General features: G+C 67.8%; 24 protein-coding genes and 1 riboswitch. Of the genes, 17 read left to right on the forward strand and 7 right to left on the reverse strand.

Features of this window, described 5'->3' with window-relative positions; translation table 11 throughout:
- The first annotated feature begins 9 nt into the window (after positions 1-9).
- Both AAG689_RS24280 and AAG689_RS24285 read left to right on the forward strand, forming a co-directional pair.
- Positions 10-321, forward strand: a complete 312-nt coding sequence (locus AAG689_RS24280) for a hypothetical protein (RefSeq protein WP_406624132.1) — start codon at positions 10-12, stop codon at positions 319-321.
- Positions 314-1,456: a hypothetical protein gene (locus AAG689_RS24285; protein ID WP_406624133.1), complete on the forward strand. Its 1,143-nt coding sequence runs from the start codon at positions 314-316 to the stop codon at positions 1,454-1,456. The genes AAG689_RS24280 and AAG689_RS24285 overlap by 8 nt, the downstream gene beginning before the upstream one ends.
- Before the next feature lie 101 nt (positions 1,457-1,557).
- On the opposite strand, the gene AAG689_RS24290 is transcribed toward AAG689_RS24285, so the two are convergent.
- The gene (locus AAG689_RS24290) at positions 1,558-2,373 is read right to left on the reverse strand and encodes an IS5 family transposase (protein ID WP_406624134.1); all 816 of its coding nucleotides are present in this window, start codon (positions 2,371-2,373) and stop codon (positions 1,558-1,560) included.
- A 244-nt stretch (positions 2,374-2,617) separates the two neighbouring features.
- On the opposite strand from AAG689_RS24290, the gene AAG689_RS24295 reads away from it, so the two are divergent.
- From AAG689_RS24295 to AAG689_RS24350, 12 genes are all read left to right on the forward strand, one after another.
- Positions 2,618-2,869: an AlpA family transcriptional regulator gene (locus tag AAG689_RS24295; RefSeq protein ID WP_144425092.1), complete on the forward strand. Its 252-nt coding sequence runs from the start codon at positions 2,618-2,620 to the stop codon at positions 2,867-2,869.
- Complete coding sequence (locus AAG689_RS24300; protein WP_406624135.1) at positions 2,866-3,153, forward strand: ogr/Delta-like zinc finger family protein; 288 nt, start codon at positions 2,866-2,868, stop codon at positions 3,151-3,153. Before AAG689_RS24295 ends, AAG689_RS24300 begins: the two co-directional genes overlap by 4 nt.
- Before the next feature lie 305 nt (positions 3,154-3,458).
- Entirely contained in the window at positions 3,459-3,695 is a 237-nt protein-coding gene (locus tag AAG689_RS24305) for a hypothetical protein (protein WP_406624136.1), read from the forward strand.
- A gap of 3 nt (positions 3,696-3,698) precedes the next feature.
- On the forward strand, positions 3,699-4,241 hold the full coding sequence (locus tag AAG689_RS24310; protein ID WP_406624137.1) for a hypothetical protein: 543 nt from the start codon (positions 3,699-3,701) through the stop codon (positions 4,239-4,241).
- Positions 4,238-4,936 (forward strand): toprim domain-containing protein, encoded by a 699-nt coding sequence (locus AAG689_RS24315; RefSeq protein ID WP_406624138.1) that lies wholly within the window; start codon positions 4,238-4,240, stop codon positions 4,934-4,936. The genes AAG689_RS24310 and AAG689_RS24315 overlap by 4 nt, the downstream gene beginning before the upstream one ends.
- Positions 4,937-4,949: 13 nt before the next feature.
- Positions 4,950-7,727: a hypothetical protein gene (locus AAG689_RS24320; RefSeq protein WP_406624139.1), complete on the forward strand. Its 2,778-nt coding sequence runs from the start codon at positions 4,950-4,952 to the stop codon at positions 7,725-7,727.
- A gap of 10 nt (positions 7,728-7,737) precedes the next feature.
- Positions 7,738-8,091 (forward strand): hypothetical protein, encoded by a 354-nt coding sequence (locus tag AAG689_RS24325; protein WP_406624140.1) that lies wholly within the window; start codon positions 7,738-7,740, stop codon positions 8,089-8,091.
- 2 nt (positions 8,092-8,093) lie between these two features.
- Positions 8,094-8,492, forward strand: a complete 399-nt coding sequence (locus tag AAG689_RS24330) for a hypothetical protein (RefSeq protein WP_406624141.1) — start codon at positions 8,094-8,096, stop codon at positions 8,490-8,492.
- 33 nt (positions 8,493-8,525) lie between these two features.
- Positions 8,526-8,738, forward strand: coding sequence for a hypothetical protein (locus AAG689_RS24335; protein WP_406624142.1), 213 nt, complete (start codon positions 8,526-8,528; stop codon positions 8,736-8,738).
- 15 nt (positions 8,739-8,753) lie between these two features.
- Positions 8,754-9,533 carry a hypothetical protein gene (locus AAG689_RS24340; protein WP_406624143.1) on the forward strand — a complete coding sequence of 260 codons (780 nt, stop codon included), beginning with the start codon at positions 8,754-8,756 and terminating at the stop codon, positions 9,531-9,533.
- Between the two features lie 29 nt (positions 9,534-9,562).
- Positions 9,563-9,868: a hypothetical protein gene (locus tag AAG689_RS24345; protein WP_406624144.1), complete on the forward strand. Its 306-nt coding sequence runs from the start codon at positions 9,563-9,565 to the stop codon at positions 9,866-9,868.
- The gene (locus tag AAG689_RS24350) at positions 9,843-10,352 is read left to right on the forward strand and encodes an MgtC/SapB family protein (RefSeq protein ID WP_406624145.1); all 510 of its coding nucleotides are present in this window, start codon (positions 9,843-9,845) and stop codon (positions 10,350-10,352) included. Before AAG689_RS24345 ends, AAG689_RS24350 begins: the two co-directional genes overlap by 26 nt.
- Positions 10,353-10,401: 49 nt before the next feature.
- Here AAG689_RS24350 and AAG689_RS24355 read toward each other — a convergent pair whose 3' ends face one another.
- A complete protein-coding gene (locus AAG689_RS24355; RefSeq protein WP_406624146.1) occupies positions 10,402-10,803 on the reverse strand; it encodes a BLUF domain-containing protein in 402 nt (133 codons plus the stop codon).
- A 132-nt stretch (positions 10,804-10,935) separates the two neighbouring features.
- Positions 10,936-11,187 carry a hypothetical protein gene (locus AAG689_RS24360; protein ID WP_406624147.1) on the reverse strand — a complete coding sequence of 84 codons (252 nt, stop codon included), beginning with the start codon at positions 11,185-11,187 and terminating at the stop codon, positions 10,936-10,938.
- A 294-nt stretch (positions 11,188-11,481) separates the two neighbouring features.
- Between AAG689_RS24360 and AAG689_RS24365 the strand changes: the two genes are divergently transcribed.
- Entirely contained in the window at positions 11,482-12,234 is a 753-nt protein-coding gene (locus tag AAG689_RS24365) for a tyrosine-protein phosphatase (RefSeq protein ID WP_406624148.1), read from the forward strand.
- Positions 12,235-12,455: 221 nt separating this feature from the next.
- Here the strand turns inward: AAG689_RS24365 and AAG689_RS24370 are convergent, their stop codons facing one another.
- Entirely contained in the window at positions 12,456-12,890 is a 435-nt protein-coding gene (locus tag AAG689_RS24370) for an HU family DNA-binding protein (RefSeq protein ID WP_406624149.1), read from the reverse strand.
- A 221-nt stretch (positions 12,891-13,111) separates the two neighbouring features.
- On the opposite strand from AAG689_RS24370, the gene AAG689_RS24375 reads away from it, so the two are divergent.
- Together AAG689_RS24375 and AAG689_RS24380 are read left to right on the forward strand one after the other, a co-directional pair.
- A complete protein-coding gene (locus AAG689_RS24375; protein ID WP_406624150.1) occupies positions 13,112-13,849 on the forward strand; it encodes a PhaM family polyhydroxyalkanoate granule multifunctional regulatory protein in 738 nt (245 codons plus the stop codon).
- Between the two features lies 1 nt (position 13,850).
- A complete protein-coding gene (locus AAG689_RS24380) occupies positions 13,851-15,080 on the forward strand; it encodes an FIST N-terminal domain-containing protein (protein ID WP_406624151.1) in 1,230 nt (409 codons plus the stop codon).
- 75 nt (positions 15,081-15,155) lie between these two features.
- Here AAG689_RS24380 and AAG689_RS24385 read toward each other — a convergent pair whose 3' ends face one another.
- The 3 genes from AAG689_RS24385 to AAG689_RS24395 form a co-directional block, all read right to left on the reverse strand.
- Positions 15,156-16,466, reverse strand: coding sequence for a D-amino acid dehydrogenase (locus AAG689_RS24385; protein WP_406624152.1), 1,311 nt, complete (start codon positions 16,464-16,466; stop codon positions 15,156-15,158).
- Positions 16,467-16,555: 89 nt separating this feature from the next.
- A riboswitch (glycine riboswitch) is annotated at positions 16,556-16,666 on the reverse strand.
- A gap of 123 nt (positions 16,667-16,789) precedes the next feature.
- Entirely contained in the window at positions 16,790-17,194 is a 405-nt protein-coding gene (locus tag AAG689_RS24390; RefSeq protein ID WP_406624153.1) for a hypothetical protein, read from the reverse strand.
- Between the two features lie 190 nt (positions 17,195-17,384).
- Positions 17,385-18,137, reverse strand: coding sequence for a helix-turn-helix domain-containing protein (locus AAG689_RS24395; RefSeq protein WP_406624154.1), 753 nt, complete (start codon positions 18,135-18,137; stop codon positions 17,385-17,387).
- Positions 18,138-18,196 lie beyond the last annotated feature (59 nt).

The raw sequence follows: 18,196 nt of genomic DNA on the forward strand, positions 1-18,196 counted from the left end.
ATTGCCAAAATGAAACGTATTACTGACCCGGTTCATGGATCTATTCAGCTGACGTCCCTGGAATCAGATATTGTTGCCACTAAAGCCTTTCAAAGATTGCATAACGTTAGGCAGCTTGGGTTGGCATATTATGTTTTTCCTGCAGCTAATTACTCTCGGTTTTCGCATTCGTTAGGTGCATGCCACAATGCTTCACGAATGATTGATGCTATTGCAGTAAATGGTGACAGCCGCGCAAAGGAAAAGGCAGAAAAATATCGTACCGACTTGCGACTTGCGACTTGCGACTTGCGACTTGCGACTTGGAGCTTTGTTGCATGACTTGGGGCATTATCCGTTTTCGCATGCTACGGAACATGTGGTAAAGAATTTCTATTCTAGGCAGCTATTTCAAAATGCCAGTGAGGGTGGCGCCAAGAATGCGTATGAGGCCAACGGTGCTACAACTGATCTGTCAGAAGTGGAGGGGCCGATGAATCATGAAGTTCTCGGTTCTTTTATTATCAAAGAAGATGAGGAAATCAATAAAGTTCTCGTGCGCCATGGCAAAAATGCTTTGGAGATAGAGAGGATTTTTGAGAGGAGCGACCCAGAAAACACTTTAATGGAAATAATTAGCTCGGATTTGGATTGTGACCGCCTAGATTACTTGAAAAGAACTGCGCACCACACTGGGTTGCCCTATGGCTCTGTAGATACGGACTACCTGACTAGCCAAGCAACGTTGGATGGTTCGGGTGCATTTGCGTATACAGCAAAAGCCGCGAGGGCAGCAGATCATTTGCTCGTCTCGCGATATTATGACTATCTCCAAGTGCCGTTTAACAAGACTGTTGCGGCACTTGAATGGTCATTAACTACCGCAATCGAGAAGTTGTTATCCCTAGGTATGCTGGACTGTAGGCCGAAGACTATTCGGTCACTCCTTGAGAGGGGTACCTGGGCTGACTTTGATGACAGCTATTTCATCGCACAGTTTCGTGAGCTATACCGTGACTCATCGGTTGATGAAATAACAAGGAGCCACCTTGCTGCCATTCTTGAGAGAAAACCTGCCAAGACCGTGTGCGAGCATCAAGTGCTGATACCTCTCAGCGAGGTTGTAAAGGTCAAGGAGTTGACGAAGAGGATTAAGGATATTCTAGATGAAGTTGCTAGCAGGATGGGAGTAGACAGGGCTCGACTGCAAGTTTGGGATCTTCAAGTCGATTTCGCAAAATATCAAATTAGTGCCGAAGACACTGCTGCGGGCGCGGTAAAAGTGCTCCGCGCCGAAGGGAGCACTTCAACCCCTCTCTGTCTATGCGAAGAGACGCTTTTCGGGAAACTTCTTAGATTTAGCCATCGAGGTTTCCGTGTCTTCTATCTGCCTGAAGACACTGCGCAAGAAGGTGGGACTGAAAACGTTCTGCGTGAACTTCGGGCAGCTATTGCCCCGGCGTTGGCTGTGGGATGAGGTGCCGACCTTGTCCTCCTGTGCCAGAGTCTTAAGTTGAATCGAATTCATTTTTTTTGAGCAGTTCGACTCAGCTCAATTTTGTGGCGAGTTAGAGCGTGTTATGAACTCACCCCCGTGCCCAAGGCAGGCAACGCCTTTGGCAGCATGAGGATCACGAAGATCAGGAAATGCAATCCGGCGAGCACTTCGGGCAATCTTTCATAGTCGCGGCTGAGCCTTCTGAATCGCGCCAGCCAGCCAAAGCTGCGCTCGACCACCCAGCGCCTGGGCAGCAGCACAAAGCCCTTCTTGGCCTCGGGCAGCTTGACAATTTGCAGATCAATGCCGTGCTCGCTGGCCTGCCGGTTGGGCTCTTCGCCCGTGTAGCCCTGGTCGGCCCAGGCCAGTCTCACCGTCTCGCCTGTCGCTTCCTGCACCGCCTCGCACAACGGCGCCACTTGCGCTCGCTCCTGTTCATTGGCTGGTGTGATATGGACGGCCAGCAAATGCCCCAGCGTATCGACGGCCATGTGCACTTTCGAGCCGTTGCGCCGCTTGTAACCATCGTAGCCAGCACGCGGACCACTCTCACAGCTCGATTGCAAGGTGCGTCCATCCAAGACTGCCGCACTGGGCTGGCCCTGGCGTCCTTGCGCCACGCGAATGACCGAGCGAAGGTCGTTGGCCATTGCCTCAAAGCATCCTGCTTGCAACCAGCGGCGTGTTTGCTGATAGACCGCCTCCCACAGCGGGAAGTCCCCAGGCAGCCTGCGCCAGGGCGCACCCGCACGGGCCATCCAGCGCAAGGCATTGAACACTTCGCGCAGTTCGTGCTGGCGTTGCGCTGCCTTCTCGTCGATCAGTGCCAGGTACGGCGCCGCGAAGCCCCACTCCTCATCCGTGACATCCGTGGGGTACTGCTTGCGCCTTGCCATGTGGCGAATCTACCGCACGCGCTATCAAGTTCATAACACGCTCTAGTCTCGCCTCCCTTTGTGCGCCATTTGGCGCACATGTACTACCGACCGCTCATCCTGACGTTTAACCCACACCGCGCTCCGCGCGGAGCCACGGCGCGCGCGTCGTTTTGGCGCCCATTTCTTCCACCCCCTGCTGTGGCTGGCGCAGCCACAGCGCAGGTTCCTTGGCTTTGAGCTGTCCCCACAAGACCATAGGGACATGCATGAATCCCTACAGACAACCCACTCGCCAGCCGCAGTGCCGGCGGCGCCCCCGGTCCAGCGCGTGCGGCTGCTGCGCATTGCCGACGTGTGCTTTGCCACGGGCCTGGGGCGCAGCACCGTCTACGCCAGGATCAAGGCCAACAGCTTTCCCCGGCCGGTGCAGCTGCACGGCACCTGCGTGGCCTGGCGCGAAGCCGACGTGAACGCCTGGATCGAGGCGCGCCCGGCAGCAGGGGGTGCGGCATGAGCGGCGGCTACCCGCGCCTGACCTTCTTTTGCCCGCACTGCAAGGGCAAGACCAAGACGCGCAACAGCCGCGGGCTGTCGGCCACGCTGCGCGAGCTGATCTACCAGTGCGACGATCCGGAATGCGGCTACAGCTTCGTCGTGCATGCCGAAGCGGTGCGCACGCTCTCGCCCTCGGGCAAGCCCGACCCGGCCATCAACCTGCCGCAGTCGCCGCAGGCGCTTGCGAACGTGCTGGCGCGAGCCGACAAGCACCTGCGCGCGCATGCAGGCGCGGCGACTTGAGGACCCCCGCCATGGCCCCACTTGCCCCCCAGGCCGGCAGCGCGCTACACTGCGCCGTCACGTCAAAAAAAGGCGTGATCGGGTTTGACAGCCCGATGCACCTCTGCGACGCAAGCCGCAGCCTCTTCCGCAGAGCACCTGCGGCTTGTTTGTTCGCGCCTCCATTTTTTGGTGGCTCGGACGGGGAGCCGCAAGGCTCGCCGGTTCTCGCAAGAGGTGCCCGGTCTGTCAACCCGTTCGAGCCGCCGCCATCGTTTGACAGCGATGACGTCGGTTGTAGCAAACCGCACCTCTTGGAGGCCATCATGGCTGACCGCATCCCCGCACGCGCACTTGCCGCGCGCACCGTCTCGCCCACCTCGTCGCCCGCCACGGGCACCCCCGACCCCATCCGGCTGCACGCCCAGGCGCACAACGCCCTGAACACGGCGCTGCACCACCTGCGCCAGCCGCAGCTCGACGTGGGCCACGCCCGCCGCAAGGTGGCCCAGGCCCTGGCCGCCCTGCGCGGCCTGGACGTTGCCTTGAGCCTGGAGGGGTAAGCCATGCACGCGACCACCCACAACGCTGCCCGTGAGGCAGCGCAGGCGGAGCCTTGCCTGGCGCAGCACGTCCTGCAATGCCAGGACCACACCGAATCCCTGCGCACCGTGCTGCGCGCCTGCCACGCCGTGGCCTCACTGGCCGCAGGGGCCAGCAACCCCGGCGCGGCCGTCGGCATGGATGGGCTGGGCGAGCTGCTGCACCTGCACAGCGAGGCCATGGAGCAGCGCCTGGACGCCATCCACACCCTCATTGAAACCATCCGCGCCACGCTGGCCCGCCGCCCGGAGCGCGGCCAGGACATCAGCCTGGCGCTCGATGCCTGCGACCAGCTCGCCATCCTGCGCCAGGTGCAGCTCGCATGGCAGGCCGTCGCCTGCATGGTGCCCTACGCGGCCGACACCCTCACCGGCGAGAACCTGGCCGCCGCCCTGCGCCTGATGGCCGACGCGATGCACGGGCGCGCCGCAGCCATGGACGACATGCTCGACGCGCTGCATGCAGCGCTGACGGCAGCGCCCGTGCAGGAAGGCACAGCAGCATGAGCGCAGCAGGCGCAAGGCACGCCTACGAGGCCAACCGCGCCCGCATCGCCGGCCTGTGGGCCGAGGCGCGGCCGCTGTCGCCCGGCGACGCTGCAGCGTGCTTCCTCGCGCGCAGCGGCGTGGCGCACGGCACACGGCCGGCCGCCTTGCGCCTGCACCCTGCGCTGGGCTACTGGCAGCAGCGCGGCGGCACGCCCGCCTGCCTGGGCAGCTTCCCCGCGCTGCTGGCCCTGTTCGAGCTGGACACCTACCCGCACGGAGTGCGCTGCGCGCCCGAAGCCCATGCGGTAGCGCTGCAGCGCATCTACCTTGCCACCGACGGCGCGCCGGCCGCAGTGCCGGCCCCCGTGAAGCTCACCGGCACGGCCGGCCCCGCGCTGGGCGCCTGCGCCCGGCTGGCCCCGGTGGACGGCACGCGCGGCGCGCTGGGCATCGCCGTAGGCATCGTGCAGGCCCTGCGCATCGCCCAGGCCGCCCGCATGCCCGTGTGGGCGGTGCCCGATGCGCAGGCCCTGGCGCATGCGCGCTGGCCCCGCGGCTTGCGCCACTTGCATGTGTTCGCGGACGCCAGCGACCCCGCGCAATGGCAGGGCGCCGCCGAGCTGGCCCGCAAGGCCTGCGCCTGCGGACTGCAGGTCTACGCGATGGCGGCCGACCTGGCCGGCACGCCCCGATTCACCGCCACCCGGCTTTAGAGAAGACCCCACCATGGCAACCAAGAAGGCCAGCGCACCAGGCTCGGGCGCGGCAAACCCCGCACTGCAGTTCACCGTCTTCACCGCCACCGTGCCAGAGCGGCTGACCAAGGTGCTCACCCTGGCTCCCGACGGCACGCTGCACAAGGAAAGCGCCGCCAACATGCTGCGGGGCACGGCGGTGCGCACCGTGGTCCACGGCCTGCAGGAACTCGCGGACATGCTCGAAGCGCTCGGCCCCGCGCAGGCCACGAGCTGGGGCGTGTGCGACGCACCCGCAGGCCAGGGCGTGCCCATCGTGCCCGAGCGCGAAGCGGCCGGCATCCCCGGCGCCATCTCCCGCACGCGCAGGCACTTCGCCTACCCCGCAGGCCCCGGCGTGCTGATGCTCGACCACGACGGTGCGCCCGATGGCGAGCTGACGGCAGACGTGTTCCGCCAGCGCCTGGCCGAGGCCTGCCCAGCCCTGGCCGATGCGCCCATGCTCTGGCGCCCGAGCTGCTCGGCCGGCGTGTGCACGGCCGATGGCCGCGCGCTGTCGGCCCTCACGCGCCACCGCCTCTACATTCCCGTGCGCGATGCCTCGCGCATTCCCGAGGCGGGCAGGGCGCTGGCGCAGCTGCTGTGGGCCGCAGGCCATGGCTGGTTCGACGTAGGCCGCGCGGGCCAGGCGCTGGAGCGCACCCTGATCGACGCCAGCGTGTGGCAGCCCGAGCGCCTGGACTTCTGCGCGCCGCCCCTCTTGGGCAAGAGCCTGCAGCGGCCGCACGCCGCGCCGCGCCTCTTTGGCGACCCGCTGGCCCTGTTCGACCTGGCGCTGATCCCGCACGATGCCGACACGCACAAGCAGGCCCAGGCGCTCAAGAAGGCCGCCCGCCAGCAGCTTGCCGGCCAGTGCGCGGCGCAGCGCGAGCGCTGGGCGGCGCAGCAGGCCCCGGGCCTGGCCAAGCGCCGCGGCATCACCCTGGACAAGGCCCGCGACGTGCTGCAGCGCGCCAGCGCCCAGCGGGTGCTGATGGGCGACTTCGTGCTCACCAGCGAACAGGGCAAGCCCGTGTCCGTGGGCGAGATCCTCGACCGCCCCGGGCGCTGGCACAACGCGCAGTTCGCCGACCCGCTGGACCCCGACGGCGACACCCGCGTGGCCGTGGTCAACCTCAAGAGCGGCCAGCGGCCGTACCTGTTCACCCACCGCCATGGCGGCATGCGCTTCGAGCTGCTGCGCCAGAGCGCGCGCATCCAGGTAGGGCGCGGCATGCGCGTGGCCACCACCGATGCGGTGCTGGCCGTGCTGCAGGAACGCGGCGAGCTGTTCGACTACGGCGAGGGCGCCGTGGCCTATGTGAGCGACGGCAAGGCGCGGCCTGTCACGCCCGACTGGCTCGCCGACCACATGGGCCGCGTGTGCGAGTTCTACTCGGTGCGCCACCGCCGCAAGGCCGACGGGGAGGAGGCGCCCGAAGAAGGCCCCGAGGATGCGCCCCTCTCGGTGGCCCGCGCCATCCTGGCCAAGCATGGCGAACGTGGGTTCAAGAAGCTGGTGGCCGTGGTCACCGCGCCCACCCTGCGCATGGACGGCAGCATCCTCGACCGCCCCGGCCACGACGAGGCCTCGGGCCTGCTGTTCTACTGCGAGCACCCGAACCCGCCGCGCGTGCCGGTTAAGCCGACCGTGCAGGACGCCCTGGCCGCGCTGCGCTTCCTGTGGGCGCCGCTGGCGCTGTTCCCGCTGGTCGATGCCGTGGCCAATGGCGTGGCGCTGCACGGCCTGCTGTCGGCCGCGCTGCGCGCCAGCCTGCCCACGGCCCCCGGCGTGGGTTTCGACGCCCCGGCCGCGGGCAGCGGCAAGACCCTGCTGGCGCGCTGCATCGGCATCCTGGCGATGGGCTCGGAGCCGTCCATTCTTCCCCCGGCCGACACCGACGAGGAAACGCGCAAGCGCCTGTTCGCCGTGCTGCGCGAAGGCCAGCGCGTGGTCCTGTGGGACAACGTGCGCGAGCCGCTGGGCTCGGCCTCGCTCGATGCGTTTCTCACGGCCCCTACGTTCTCCGACCGGGTGCTGGGCAGCAGCGAAACCGTCACCCTGCCCAACCGGGCCTTGTTCATCGCCACGGGCAACAACCTGCGCATGACGTCCGACACCTGCCGCAGGGTGCTCACGGCGCGCATCGACGCGCAGAGCGAGACGCCCTACACGCGCGACTTCGCGTTCGACCCCGCGCAGATGGTGCAGGCCGACCGCCTGGCCTACGTGGTGGCGGCGCTGACCATCGTGCGGGCGTACATCGCCGCGGGGCGGCCCAAGATGGCCAAGGGGCGCACGGCGAGCTTCGAGCATTGGGACGACCTGGTGCGCCAGCCCATCTGCTGGCTGGCGCAGCAGGTGGCCGCGATCGCTGGCACACCCGAAGGGGCAGGGCTGCCCACGCTGGCTGACCCCATGGAAGCGGCCGCGCGCGCCTTCGAGCAGGACCCGGAAACCACCAAGCTGCGCGCGCTGGCCGAAGCGTGGTTTGCAGCGTTTGGGCCGGAGCAGGCCACCGTGGGCGGCGCCATCCGGCGCGGCGACACCGACGCGCTGCTGGCCATGGCGATGGACGACATCGCGGGGCAGGCCGGCAAGATCAATTCGCGCATGCTGGGCCGCTGGATCGAGCGCATGCAGGGGCGCATCGTGGACGGTAAGCGCTTCGTGCGCATCGGGCACCGCGCCGGGCTGCTGCACTGGGCGGTGCGCCAGGCGGCGGGCCAGCGGCCGATGCCTGCGCCCGGCGATGTGGCCGTGTTCTGAAGGGCGCAGCATGAGCGACACAAGAACCGACGCCGCCGCGCTGCTGGAGCGCCTGCAATGCAGGGGCCTGCACCTGTCGGCCACGCCCGCGGGCACGCTGCAGGCGTGGCCCGCCGAATGGCTCGATGGGCCCACGCGCGAGGCCATCGCGCAGCACAAGGCGGGCCTGCTGGCGCTGCTGTCGGCCCCGGCCGCGGACGTGCTGGCCGATGACCGCCACCGCTGCCGCGACTGCTACCACCTGCAGCACAGGGGCAACTGCGCCATGGCCGCGCAGGCTCGCCTGCCGGGCGTGCCCGCGTGGTACCTGCCGCCCAAGGATGCGCTGCAGCGCTGCCACCTGTTCTGCGCCTTGCCGTACTGACCATGCGCAGCAAAGCCACCCCTATGACCGGCGCCGAGCGCCAGCGCCGGCACCGCGACAAGCGCCGGGCCGAGCTGCAGGCGCTGCGCGCCGTGGTGCCCGCCACGGCGCAGGAGCGCGAGGGCGCTGCCCAGGCGCAGCGCCTGGCCGCCCAGCTGGACAAGGCCACGCGCACGGCCGCGGCGCTGCAGGCGCGCATCGAGGCGATGCAGGCAGGCGAGGGCGAGCTGCAGCAGCTGCGCGAGGCGGTGCGCACCCTGCTGCCCCAGCTGAGTCCGGCTGCGCAGCAGGTGGCGCGCAGGCACTTGCAGGGCTGCGGGGCGGGGCAGTGGCTGGAGCGGCCGCCGCCGGCCGAGGCCCTTGCCGCGCCATCGCGCCTGTCTTCCCACGTGTTTTTTTAACCCAGTCCTTAACCCAGTCCCAAGGAGCAACCCATGACTGAAACCGAAGCCCGCAAGGCATTCAACGCCGCCCGCGGCGAACTGCAGGCGGCCCTGGCCACGTACCAGACCGCCCGCGCGCAGCTGCACCGCATCACCGGGCAGGCCGTCGGCACCGACCCGGCGCTGAGCCTGCTGTTCAGCAGCGCATGCGCCGGGCTGCAGGCCGTCGATGCCCTTCCACCCCAGGCCCAGGCCGATTGCTGAAAAGGAGAGCAGAGCATGGCATTCGATATCCACGAACACGCCCGCAGCGCCCAGGCCGCGCTGCACGTTGCGCTGGCCGAGCTGGAGCGGGCGCGCAGCGCCTACGAAACCGGCGCCGGCCCGCGGTTCGCCCAGGCCAAGGCCGCGCAGGCGACGCTGGCCGCCAAGATCGAGGCGGCCGAGGGCGAGGCGGCCGCGGCCGATGCGGCGTTCCAGGCGGCGTTCTCGGCCGCGGGCTTCGAGCGCGACGAGGCCACGCGCGCCCAGCTCAACCGCAAGAACGATGCGCAGGCCATGGCCGAGGCGCTGCGCGCGGCGCTGGCCAGGGGCGCCAAGGAGCTGCAGGCGCTGGCGGCCGAGGCCAGCACACAGGCGCGCGACTATGCGGGCACGTATGAGCGCGCCTACGTCGCGCACGCGCAGGCCGAGGGCTATCGGGCGTTGCAGGAAGGCGGGGAGCAGCTGGCGCGGGCCATGGCGCTGGCCGCGCATGCGCCGCGCAGCGACAGCATCCACGAGGATGCGCTGGGGCGGCCTGCCAGCTCGCCGGCCATGCGCGCTGAGATAGCGGCCGCGCGCTGGGCGTTCATCCTCGATGGGCTCAAGGCGATGGCCGAGCAACTGCCGGAGTTCGATGCGCGGCCGCAGGTGCAGGCGCTGGGCGCGTTCGACCTGGGGGCGATGCAGCCACCAGTCAAACAAAAGCGCCGCAGCAATCAAGCTGCGGCGCTTTTTTTATTCCCAGTGCAGGGAATACAGCGCAGTCCTACGCCGGCCGCACACCCGTCTACCTAGCATTTTAAGCTTCTCTTCAGGAGTAGACCATGTCAGACGAAGCGGTGTTTGGAAAGGATTCTGTGGCCGAAAAGCTTGTCGCAGCGCAGCGAGAGCGTGCCCGCGATCGCGGCCATTTCAGCCAGTATGGAATGCGTGACGACCCCCGAGGCGGCGGTGCAGTGGAAGGGGAGAACCCGGGCAACGGCGAAAATGCGCGGAGGTTCGGAGCAGGTGGCGATGTGTCCAGCTATGGCAACCGCGCCGGCGGTTCCTCTGCCGGGCATGTGCAACGGGCAGACGATGCCGTGAACACTTCTGCTGATCCCCATGAGCGACCAGGCCTCAGCCGCTGATACGGTTTTTCGGACCATTGCCCAGGAATTCGCGGACCTGTCGGACATCGAGCAGGCGACCAGGGTCGCCACCCGGCTTTTTCTCGCGGCTTTGTTCGGAGGGGCGCTGGGATTCGAGCGAGAGGCCAGCGGCAAGGCTGCGGGCATCCGTACGCACATGCTGGTGGCTATGGGAGCAGCGATGTTCGTGATGATCTCTCAGCTGATGGGGGCCCAGGCCAATGAACTCAGCCGCGTGATTCAAGGGGTAGTGGCAGGGGTAGGCTTCCTGGGAGCTGGAGCCATACTGAAGTCCTCGAAGGACGGCCATGAGCACATCCAAGGGCTTACCACCGCTGCCGGCATCTGGTTCACTGCGGCTATCGGGGTCGCCGTGGGCGTAGGCAAGGAGTCTGCCGCACTCATTTGCACGGTGTTGGCCCTCATGGTGCTCGCGGTCGTGCCCTGGGTCACAAAAGACGGGCCCTCCGGACAACGCAAGTAGCGCCCGAAGCGTTCTGGGTATTTGGAAGTGGGTGTTGGAGAGGCTGGGCTCAGCCGATATCCAGCGTCAGGTGCCTGTCCTTGAGCAGGGCCAGCGCCTCATGGGGCGTGCTGGAGATCATTTCATCGATGATCGCATCGCCGTCTACATCCGAGAAGGCCATGGACCAGTCGGGATAGCGCCTGCCACCCGGCAGCGGGCCGTGGAGCAGGGTGATCACTGTCTGGTGGCGATCGTCTTGCCGTATGCGCTCCACCAGCGCGTCAAGCGTTGCGGATGCTCCCTCGATGTATTGGCAAAAGCGCTCTCCGTCGAACAGAAGCACGCCTGTGATGCCGTGCGAGGCATTGAAAACTCGCGCGGACTTGATGATGGTTCCTACGCAATTGGCTTTGTGGCCATCGGCCAGATGGCTGTAGTAAGCGAACTGGCTCAGTGCTTCGGTGTTCATGAATGTTTTGGTTAGGCGCGATGCGAGTAGCAGACGCCTGTTGATCGACCTCGAACACTCTAGCACCCCCGTTGATTCATCCAAGCCTTGCTCGGCGGGGGGCGTTGCAGGTCTTTCACCGGCAGAGCGGCACTACTTGGTGGCCCCACGCGGTGGCGGCACCGGGATCGCTGGCGCTTCGGCTCCTGTGGCGGTTCTGCTTTCCGGAAGATACGGATCGGCGTCGGGCGTCAGCAACCGCGCCAAGCCGCCGATCAGCAATGAGATCACGACTGCCGCCACGATGATCCAGCCTGCGCGACGCCGGTCCAGCGAAGCGGGAACCTTGCGTGGATGGATGGGCGGATCGGTATCTTCGATGGGCGGATCTTCTCGGCGGGTCATGGTTGTCTCCAGGCCGCTCTCAGACAGGCTCCTGCATGGGATTGCCTGGCAGATCCACGGGCGGCGTGTGGGCGGGCGGATCGATGGGGATGGGTTTGGGGGGCGACATGTCGCCCGGATCCACAGGCGTTGGCGGAACGGGGGGCGGTGGCGGGGTGGGCATGGTGGAACCTCCTGGGCTGTTTGTACGCCCATCGCCCCGCATGTCTCGTCGGACGATGCCGCGCGCGGCAATGGCCCCACGCCGCCTTTCTGTGACGCAATGTAGGGATGCTTTCGCATACAGTGACCGGCATGGATGATTTCTCTCGTTCCCTTTCTTTGTCGGGTGCCTCCAATTTCCGTGATCTGGGCGGCTATGCAGGGCAGGATGGCCGCGTGGTGCGCTGGCGCCGGATCTTCCGCTCCGACCACCTGGCGCGGCTGACGCCGCAGGACGCGCATGTGCTGCAGGGCCTGGGCCTGGCGCGCGCCGTGGACTTTCGCGGGCAGGCGGAAAGCTCGGCCCTGGCCTACGCGCTGCCCGCCGTGCGCTACCACGCGCTGCCCATCGAGCCCACCGTCGTGCAGCGCGCCAAGGAGATGGCGGCGGCAGGGCAGCGGATGACGGCGCCGATCGCCGTGGGACTGATGCAGGACACCTACCGCGCCTTCGTCTCCGACAACACGCAGCAGTTCGCCGCGCTGTTCGCTCACCTGCTCGATGAAGACACGCCGCTGGTCTTTCACTGCACGGCAGGCAAGGACCGCACGGGCTTCGCGGCCGCGCTGATCCTGCTGGCGCTGGGCGTGTCGCGCGAAGTGGTGATGCAGGACTACCTGCTCACCAACGGCCTCTACCGCAGGCCTGTGGAGCTGGCGAATACGGCGCCCAGCGAAGTGCTGGATGTGATCTGGCGCGTGCAGGAGGACTTCCTGCAGGCAGCGCTGCATGCGGTGGAGCGCGACCATGGCGGCGTCGAGCGCTATCTGGAGCAGCGCCTGGGCCTGCACGCGGCCGCGCGCGAGCGCCTGCATGCGCTGTACCTGCAAGCACCTGCGGGCTGAGAACGTGTGAACGAATCCGCCATGCCCGCTCATCACGCCAAAACACGCCTGCCCGTCGTTGCAAATGCTCGCCATAGCCCGCGCTATGGCTGCGCTTTGCGCCTAGTGCAGCCGCGTTTTGACGCGCTGCTCGGCCACGCCGGATTCATTCACACGTTCTGAGCGGCGTCCATGAAAAAAAGCAGCCCGGAGGCTGCTTTTTTCGAGAGGCTGCACAGCGATCAGAGCGTCGCGTCCTTGAGCTTCTTGAGCGCGCGGGTCTTGATCTTGACCGATGCGGGCTTGGCCGGGAACCAGCGCTCCTCGCCCGTGAACGGGTCCTTGCCGAAACGCTTCTTCTTGGCGGGCACTTGCAGCAGGCCGATCTTCAGCAGGCCGGGCAGCGTGAATTCGCCCGAGCCCTTCTTGTGCACGGAGCCCAGGATGGCCGTCTCCAGCGCGGCCAGCACGGCCTTGGCAGCCTTGGGCTCGACGCCGGATTGCGCGGCCAGGTGGGCGACCAGCGAGGTCTTCGTGAAGGCTTCCTTCACGGGCTTGAGCGCTACGGGCGCAGCAGCAGCCTTCTTCGCCGGCGCGGCGGCCTTCTTGGCGGGTGCCGCAGCCTTCTTGGCGGCGGGCTTCTTCACCGGAGCGGTGGTCTTCTTTGCAGTTGCCATGATGTTGGTTGTTTCTTTTGAAATAGGAATACACGCCAGACGTGCTGGCGGTGGAATTCTAGAGCGTGTTGCCCGCGCAGGGCCTGCATGCGTGCGCAGATGCGTGGCAAATACCACGCGCGGGCCGCGCGTGCAGGGCCTTTGCGCGCCATTGGTGCGGCAGCGCATTGGCAGTAAGCTGTCGGCCACCGATCAACCCACATGCATATCCAGGAGCGGCCATGAGCGACACATCCCCCTTCGGCTTCGGGCGTTTCGTCCCGGGTTTCGACTTCATGCAAAACCTCGCGAAAGGCGCTTCCGCGGGCATGCCCGCAATGCCCTCGCTGTCGGGCTGGGTGGCTCCAACGGTGAGCGTGGAGGAGCTCGACAAGCGCATCGCCGAACTCAAGGCCGTGCAGTTCTGGCTGGAGCAGAACGCGCGCGCGCTCACGGCCACCGTGCAGGCGCTCGAGGTGCAGCGCATGACGCTGTCCACCCTGCAGGGCATGAACGTGGCCATGGGAGACATCGCGGACGCCTTCGGCAAGGGGGCGCAGGCGTTCGCCGCGCAGGCTCCGGCCGCGGAGCCTGCGCCACCCCAGGCCGCGCCGGCTGCCGCAGCGGGCGAGGCCGCTGCAGCAGCGCCTGAGTCCGCCGAGCCGCAGCGCGAGGCGCCTGCGGCGCCGCCCATGGTGGACCCGGTGCAGTGGTGGAGCGCGCTGACCAGCCAGTTCCAGCAGATCGCGGCCAAGGCGATGCAGGAGGCCCCGCCGCCGCAGGCGGCCTTCGAGGCCACGCGCGACATGGCCAGCGGCGCGTTCAAGACCGCAACCGACATGGCCGCGAAGCTCGCAACGCAAGGCATGCCGGGCGTGCCCAAGGCCGCCGCGGCCAAGCAGCCGGCGGCCAAGCGCAAGGCGCCCGCCAAGAAGGCCGCACCGCGCGCCGCATCGCCCCGCGCCAAGCGCTCCGGATGAGATGAAGCCCTTTCCCCACGCGCATGCCGCGCATCCGCAATGGCGGGTGGCGGCAGCGCGCGTGCTGGAGCAGCTCCACGCCCAGATGGCAGGGCCTGATCACGCGGCTGCGCCCGCGCTGGGGCTGCTCTACATCACCGGCCATTACGCCCCGGAAGCCGAGGCGCTGCTCGCCCACCTGGCCGCCGCGCTGCCTTCCGTCACCGACTGGAGCGGCACGGTGGGCGTGGGCGTGGCGGGCAACGGCGTGGAGCATTTCGACGAGCCCTCGCTGTCGGTGATGCTCTGCGACATTCCCCGCGCGCAATACCGCGTGTTCTCCGGCGTGGCGCCATTGCCGCGCGATGCGGCGTTCACCGCGCACACGGCGCTGGTCCATGCCGACGGCCATGCGCCCGAGCTGGCGGAACTGGTGGAGGAGCTGGCGGAGCGCACGCACAGCGGCTACCTGTTCGGCGGCCTCGCAGCCAGCCGCACGCGCAGCGTGCAGTTCGCGCGCAGCGGCGCGGCGGGGCCGGGCGTGTTCGGCGGCGGCCTGTCGGGCGTGGCGTTCGCACGTGACGTGGGCGTGGTCTCGCGCGTCACGCAGGGCTGCCAGCCCATCGGCGCGCAGGCCGCCATCACCGCCGCGCAGGACAACGTGGTGCTGGCGCTGGACGGCCGGCCCGCGCTCGACGTGTTGCTGGACACCCTGGGCGTGACGCTGGAGGGCGACCCTCAGCCCGCGCTGCATGCCGTGCGCGCCACGCTGGCCGGCCTGGTGGAGCCCGATGCACCGCATGCGCAGCGCACCGGCCATTTCGGCGCCGACGTGCGCGTGCGCCACATCGTGGGGCTGGATGCCACGCGCCGCGGCGTGGCCCTGGACGAGCGCGTGCAGGCAGGCATGCGGCTCGCGTTCTGCCAGCGCCATGTGGCCGCTGCGCGCGCCGACCTGGTGCGCATCTGCGCCGAGATCCGCGAGGAGCTGGCCCCTCAGCTGGAAGCCGTGCCCGCGCACGGCGCGGCGGCCGAGCCCGCGGGCGGGCGCCGCATTGCCGGCGCCGTCTACGTGAGCTGCTCGGGCCGGGGCGGACCGCATTTCGGCGGCCCGGGCGCCGAGCTGCAGATCGTGCGCCACGCGCTGGGCGACGTGCCGCTTACCGGCTTCTTCGCAGGCGGCGAGATCGCCGCGCACCGCCTGTACGGCTACACGGGGGTGCTCACCGTGTTCACGGGCGCTACCGCTTAGTTTCAAGCCTTTTTGGCCTCTGGCGCTTGCTGGTAAAGCGCTGCCAGCTATCAAAAAAGCAGCATTGCCTGGCAGTCAGGTGGTCAGCGCCGCTGGCCGCGTGGCGGCTGCGGACCGGGGCATGCCGCAGAAGGCGAAGTCCAGCTCCGGCACCAGCCCGCTCACGATGCGCGCGAGCGACTTGCCCGAGCCGCAGGCATGCGTCCAGCCCAGCGTGCCGTGGCCGGTGTTGAGGAACAGGTTGCCGTACTTCGTCCTGCCGATCAGCGGCACGTTGCTCGGCGTGGCCGGGCGCAGGCCGCTCCAGAACTGGGCCTGGCTCGCATCGCCCGCGCCGGGAAAGAGCTGCTCGACGCGGTGCACGATGGCCTCGCAGCGCACGGTGTTCAGCGCGCGTTCGTAGCCGTTCAGTTCGGCCGTGCCTGCGATGCGCAGGCGGTCGCCCTGTGCGCTGGTGTAGCGCGAGAAGACCAGCTTGTATTCGTCGTCCGTCAGGCTCACCTCATAGGCCGCGGCCGCATCGCGCACAGGCAGCGTCACCGAATAGCCCTTGGCCGGGTAGATGGGCAGGCGCAGGCCCAGCGGCTGCGCCAGCAGCGGGCTGAACGAGCCCAGCGCGAGCACGTAGGCGTCGCCCTGCACGCGCTCGTAGCGGCCGTTCTCGTCGGTGATCTCCACGTGGTCGATGGCGCCACCCGCCTGGTGCAGCGCGGTGATGTGGCAGCCCAGGCGGAACTGCACGCCCGCCGCCCGCGCCACGCGGGCCAGTTCGCGCGTGAAAAGGTTGGCGTCGCCCGACTCGTCCTCGGCCGTGTAGGTGGCGCCGGCCAGCAGCGGGCGGATGTGCGCGAGCGCGGGTTCGAGGCGCACCGCCTCGTCGGCGCTCACCACGCGGCGGTGGCAGCCCAGCGCGCGCATCTGCTCTGCGGGAGCCAGGGCTGCGTCGAACTCCTTGGCGCTGGTGTAGAAGTGCAGGATGCCCTGCGTGCGCTGGTCGTACTGCAGGCCCGTGTCCTCGCGCAGCTGCTGCAGCGTGCTGCGGCTGTAGCTGCCCAGGCTGACGATCTGCTCGATGTTGTGGCGTGTGCGCGCGGGCGTGCATTCGCGCAGGAACTGCAGGCCCCAGAGCCATTGGCGCATGTCGGCGCGCAGGCGAAAAAGCAGCGGTGCATCCTCCTTGCCCAGCCACTGCAGCACCTTGAGCGGCGCGCCGGGATTGGCCCAGGGCTCGGCATGGCTCACCGAGATCTGGCCGCCGTTGGCGAAACTGGTCTCTGCACCGGGCGCGGCCTGGCGGTCGATGACGGTCACCTCGTGGCCGAGTTGCTGGAGGAAATAGGCGGAAGTGGTGCCGACGACGCCGGCGCCGAGAACGATCACGCGCATGGTTTTACAAGCCTTTTTCAAGGTTTGCGCAGACCGGGCGCGCGCGAGCAGCTACTCTTTTGGGAGCGAGCGGGCGCCAGTGTCTGGCTGCCGCTCCCCCTGTCCTCGGTACCTGAGAGATTCACGCCGCGCGGTCCTCGCGCGGTGCTTGCTCCTTCGGTGCGCCCTGCATGGCAGGGCGGCTCTCCAGACGGCTGTGTTGGTGTGCAGTACGGAACCTGAGCGTGTATGGGAGTTTGCGCCTTCGGTGGAACGGCGCGCTGCCGTTCGCTCTCCTGCGGCGCGCATCGTACCAGCGAAAGCGCGCCGCGGGAACGGGGCCGTCAGCGGCGGTAGGGGTTGTCCGGCCGGCGGTCGTAGCGGTTGGGCACGCCGTCGCCGTCGCGGTCCCAGCCGCCGCGCGCGTAGTGCCACTGGTTGCCGCGCTGCTCCCAGTGCGGCTGGCGGTAGTGGTAGCCCTGGCGCACGCGCACCCATTGGCCGGGCACCCACACATGGCGGTTGCCGTGCCATTCCCAGTGGCCTTGCGACCACACCATGCCGCGGCGCGGCGGGGGCACGCGCTCGTAGCGCGGCGGAGGCGGAGGCAGCGGGTAGGTGGACTGCACCTGGTAATGGGGCATGCCGGACTGGATCACGACGGTCGCGTTCGTGGCGGCATGGGCGGCGCCCGCGGCCGCGAGCGTTAGTGCGGCCAGGCTGGCGGCGGTGAAGAGGGTGCGGGCCATGGTGTTCTCCTGGTGGGTGGCGATATGGCGGGAGCCGTGTCGTCTGGTGCCCATGGTGGGGTGCGCTGGTCAACGCTTGGAGGGCATTGGTGGCCGTTTGGCAAAGTGTTGTGAACAGGTGTGTCGGCGGCGGGAATTCAAGCCGAAAACGGCTCCAGCGCTTACCCGTAAAGCGCCAGTAGCTATCGATTCAGGAGTGGGTGCCGGGCGCCGCGCGGCGCATGGCGCCGAAGGCTTCGAACTCCCAGCTGCGCATGGCCAGCAGCAGCGTGTAGCCCTCGCGCTGGGCCTCGGGCAGGCGTTGGTCGGCCAGGTGCTGCTGCGCGAAGTCCTGCGCCACGCGCTGCATGCGCTCGATGAAGGCAGGGGCGAGCGCGCGGCTGATGGAGCCGTGCACCAGCAGCACGCCTTCGCCCGCGCCGTCGAAGCCGCCTGAGAAATAGTCCAGCAGCGCGTGGTCGCGGAAGTAGTGCATCACCGGCCCGTGCGGGCGCCAGCGGAAGGTCTTGGCCAGCTTGAGGCGGTAGCGGTTGAGGGGCTTGAGTTCGATGATGCCGATGCGGTCGAGCTGCACCAGGTAGCGGATGCCCTCGGCCTCGCTCAGCCGGTAGGCGGCCACGACCTGCTCCAGCGTCCACTGGCTCAGCACGCAGATCGCCATCAGCAGCAGCTTCTTGTCGGCCACCACGGCTTTTTCCTGCTCCAGCGTCAGCTCGGTAACGAGCGGCTGGCTGTCGGCCACGCGGCGGGCCAGGTCGGCGAAGTCCAGCCGCAGCGCGCGGCAGATGGCGTCGATGCGCGACAGCGGCATGTCGCCCCTGGCCAGCATGCGCTTGACGCTCGACTCGGCCATGCCGATGGCCTGCGCCAGGTCGGCATAGGTCATCTGGGCGGCCTTCAGTTCCTTTTTCAGCGCGGTGACGAGGTCGGCGGTGGTGCTCATGGCGGCAGAGTATCTGTTGGCGATACCGCCAGTGTGCCTGCGCCACACGTCGCGTGGCA

The organism is Acidovorax sp. SDU_ACID1, assembly GCF_045291395.1.
GTDB lineage: Bacteria > Pseudomonadota > Gammaproteobacteria > Burkholderiales > Burkholderiaceae_C > MR-S7.

What these genes read in the sequence shown, in the direction of transcription:
- AAG689_RS24280 (WP_406624132.1), top strand. Translation starts at nt 10, where the DNA reads ATGAAACGTATTACTGACCCGGTTCATGGATCTATTCAGCTGACGTCC.
- AAG689_RS24290 (WP_406624134.1), bottom strand. Translation starts at nt 2,373, where the DNA reads ATGGCAAGGCGCAAGCAGTACCCCACGGATGTCACGGATGAGGAGTGG.
- AAG689_RS24295 (WP_144425092.1), top strand. Translation starts at nt 2,618, where the DNA reads ATGCATGAATCCCTACAGACAACCCACTCGCCAGCCGCAGTGCCGGCG.
- AAG689_RS24300 (WP_406624135.1), top strand. Translation starts at nt 2,866, where the DNA reads ATGAGCGGCGGCTACCCGCGCCTGACCTTCTTTTGCCCGCACTGCAAG.
- AAG689_RS24305 (WP_406624136.1), top strand. Translation starts at nt 3,459, where the DNA reads ATGGCTGACCGCATCCCCGCACGCGCACTTGCCGCGCGCACCGTCTCG.
- AAG689_RS24310 (WP_406624137.1), top strand. Translation starts at nt 3,699, where the DNA reads ATGCACGCGACCACCCACAACGCTGCCCGTGAGGCAGCGCAGGCGGAG.
- AAG689_RS24315 (WP_406624138.1), top strand. Translation starts at nt 4,238, where the DNA reads ATGAGCGCAGCAGGCGCAAGGCACGCCTACGAGGCCAACCGCGCCCGC.
- AAG689_RS24320 (WP_406624139.1), top strand. Translation starts at nt 4,950, where the DNA reads ATGGCAACCAAGAAGGCCAGCGCACCAGGCTCGGGCGCGGCAAACCCC.
- AAG689_RS24325 (WP_406624140.1), top strand. Translation starts at nt 7,738, where the DNA reads ATGAGCGACACAAGAACCGACGCCGCCGCGCTGCTGGAGCGCCTGCAA.
- AAG689_RS24330 (WP_406624141.1), top strand. Translation starts at nt 8,094, where the DNA reads ATGCGCAGCAAAGCCACCCCTATGACCGGCGCCGAGCGCCAGCGCCGG.
- AAG689_RS24335 (WP_406624142.1), top strand. Translation starts at nt 8,526, where the DNA reads ATGACTGAAACCGAAGCCCGCAAGGCATTCAACGCCGCCCGCGGCGAA.
- AAG689_RS24340 (WP_406624143.1), top strand. Translation starts at nt 8,754, where the DNA reads ATGGCATTCGATATCCACGAACACGCCCGCAGCGCCCAGGCCGCGCTG.
- AAG689_RS24345 (WP_406624144.1), top strand. Translation starts at nt 9,563, where the DNA reads ATGTCAGACGAAGCGGTGTTTGGAAAGGATTCTGTGGCCGAAAAGCTT.
- AAG689_RS24350 (WP_406624145.1), top strand. Translation starts at nt 9,843, where the DNA reads ATGAGCGACCAGGCCTCAGCCGCTGATACGGTTTTTCGGACCATTGCC.
- AAG689_RS24355 (WP_406624146.1), bottom strand. Translation starts at nt 10,803, where the DNA reads ATGAACACCGAAGCACTGAGCCAGTTCGCTTACTACAGCCATCTGGCC.
- AAG689_RS24360 (WP_406624147.1), bottom strand. Translation starts at nt 11,187, where the DNA reads ATGACCCGCCGAGAAGATCCGCCCATCGAAGATACCGATCCGCCCATC.
- AAG689_RS24365 (WP_406624148.1), top strand. Translation starts at nt 11,482, where the DNA reads ATGGATGATTTCTCTCGTTCCCTTTCTTTGTCGGGTGCCTCCAATTTC.
- AAG689_RS24370 (WP_406624149.1), bottom strand. Translation starts at nt 12,890, where the DNA reads ATGGCAACTGCAAAGAAGACCACCGCTCCGGTGAAGAAGCCCGCCGCC.
- AAG689_RS24375 (WP_406624150.1), top strand. Translation starts at nt 13,112, where the DNA reads ATGAGCGACACATCCCCCTTCGGCTTCGGGCGTTTCGTCCCGGGTTTC.
- AAG689_RS24380 (WP_406624151.1), top strand. Translation starts at nt 13,851, where the DNA reads ATGAAGCCCTTTCCCCACGCGCATGCCGCGCATCCGCAATGGCGGGTG.
- AAG689_RS24385 (WP_406624152.1), bottom strand. Translation starts at nt 16,466, where the DNA reads ATGCGCGTGATCGTTCTCGGCGCCGGCGTCGTCGGCACCACTTCCGCC.
- AAG689_RS24390 (WP_406624153.1), bottom strand. Translation starts at nt 17,194, where the DNA reads ATGGCCCGCACCCTCTTCACCGCCGCCAGCCTGGCCGCACTAACGCTC.
- AAG689_RS24395 (WP_406624154.1), bottom strand. Translation starts at nt 18,137, where the DNA reads ATGAGCACCACCGCCGACCTCGTCACCGCGCTGAAAAAGGAACTGAAG.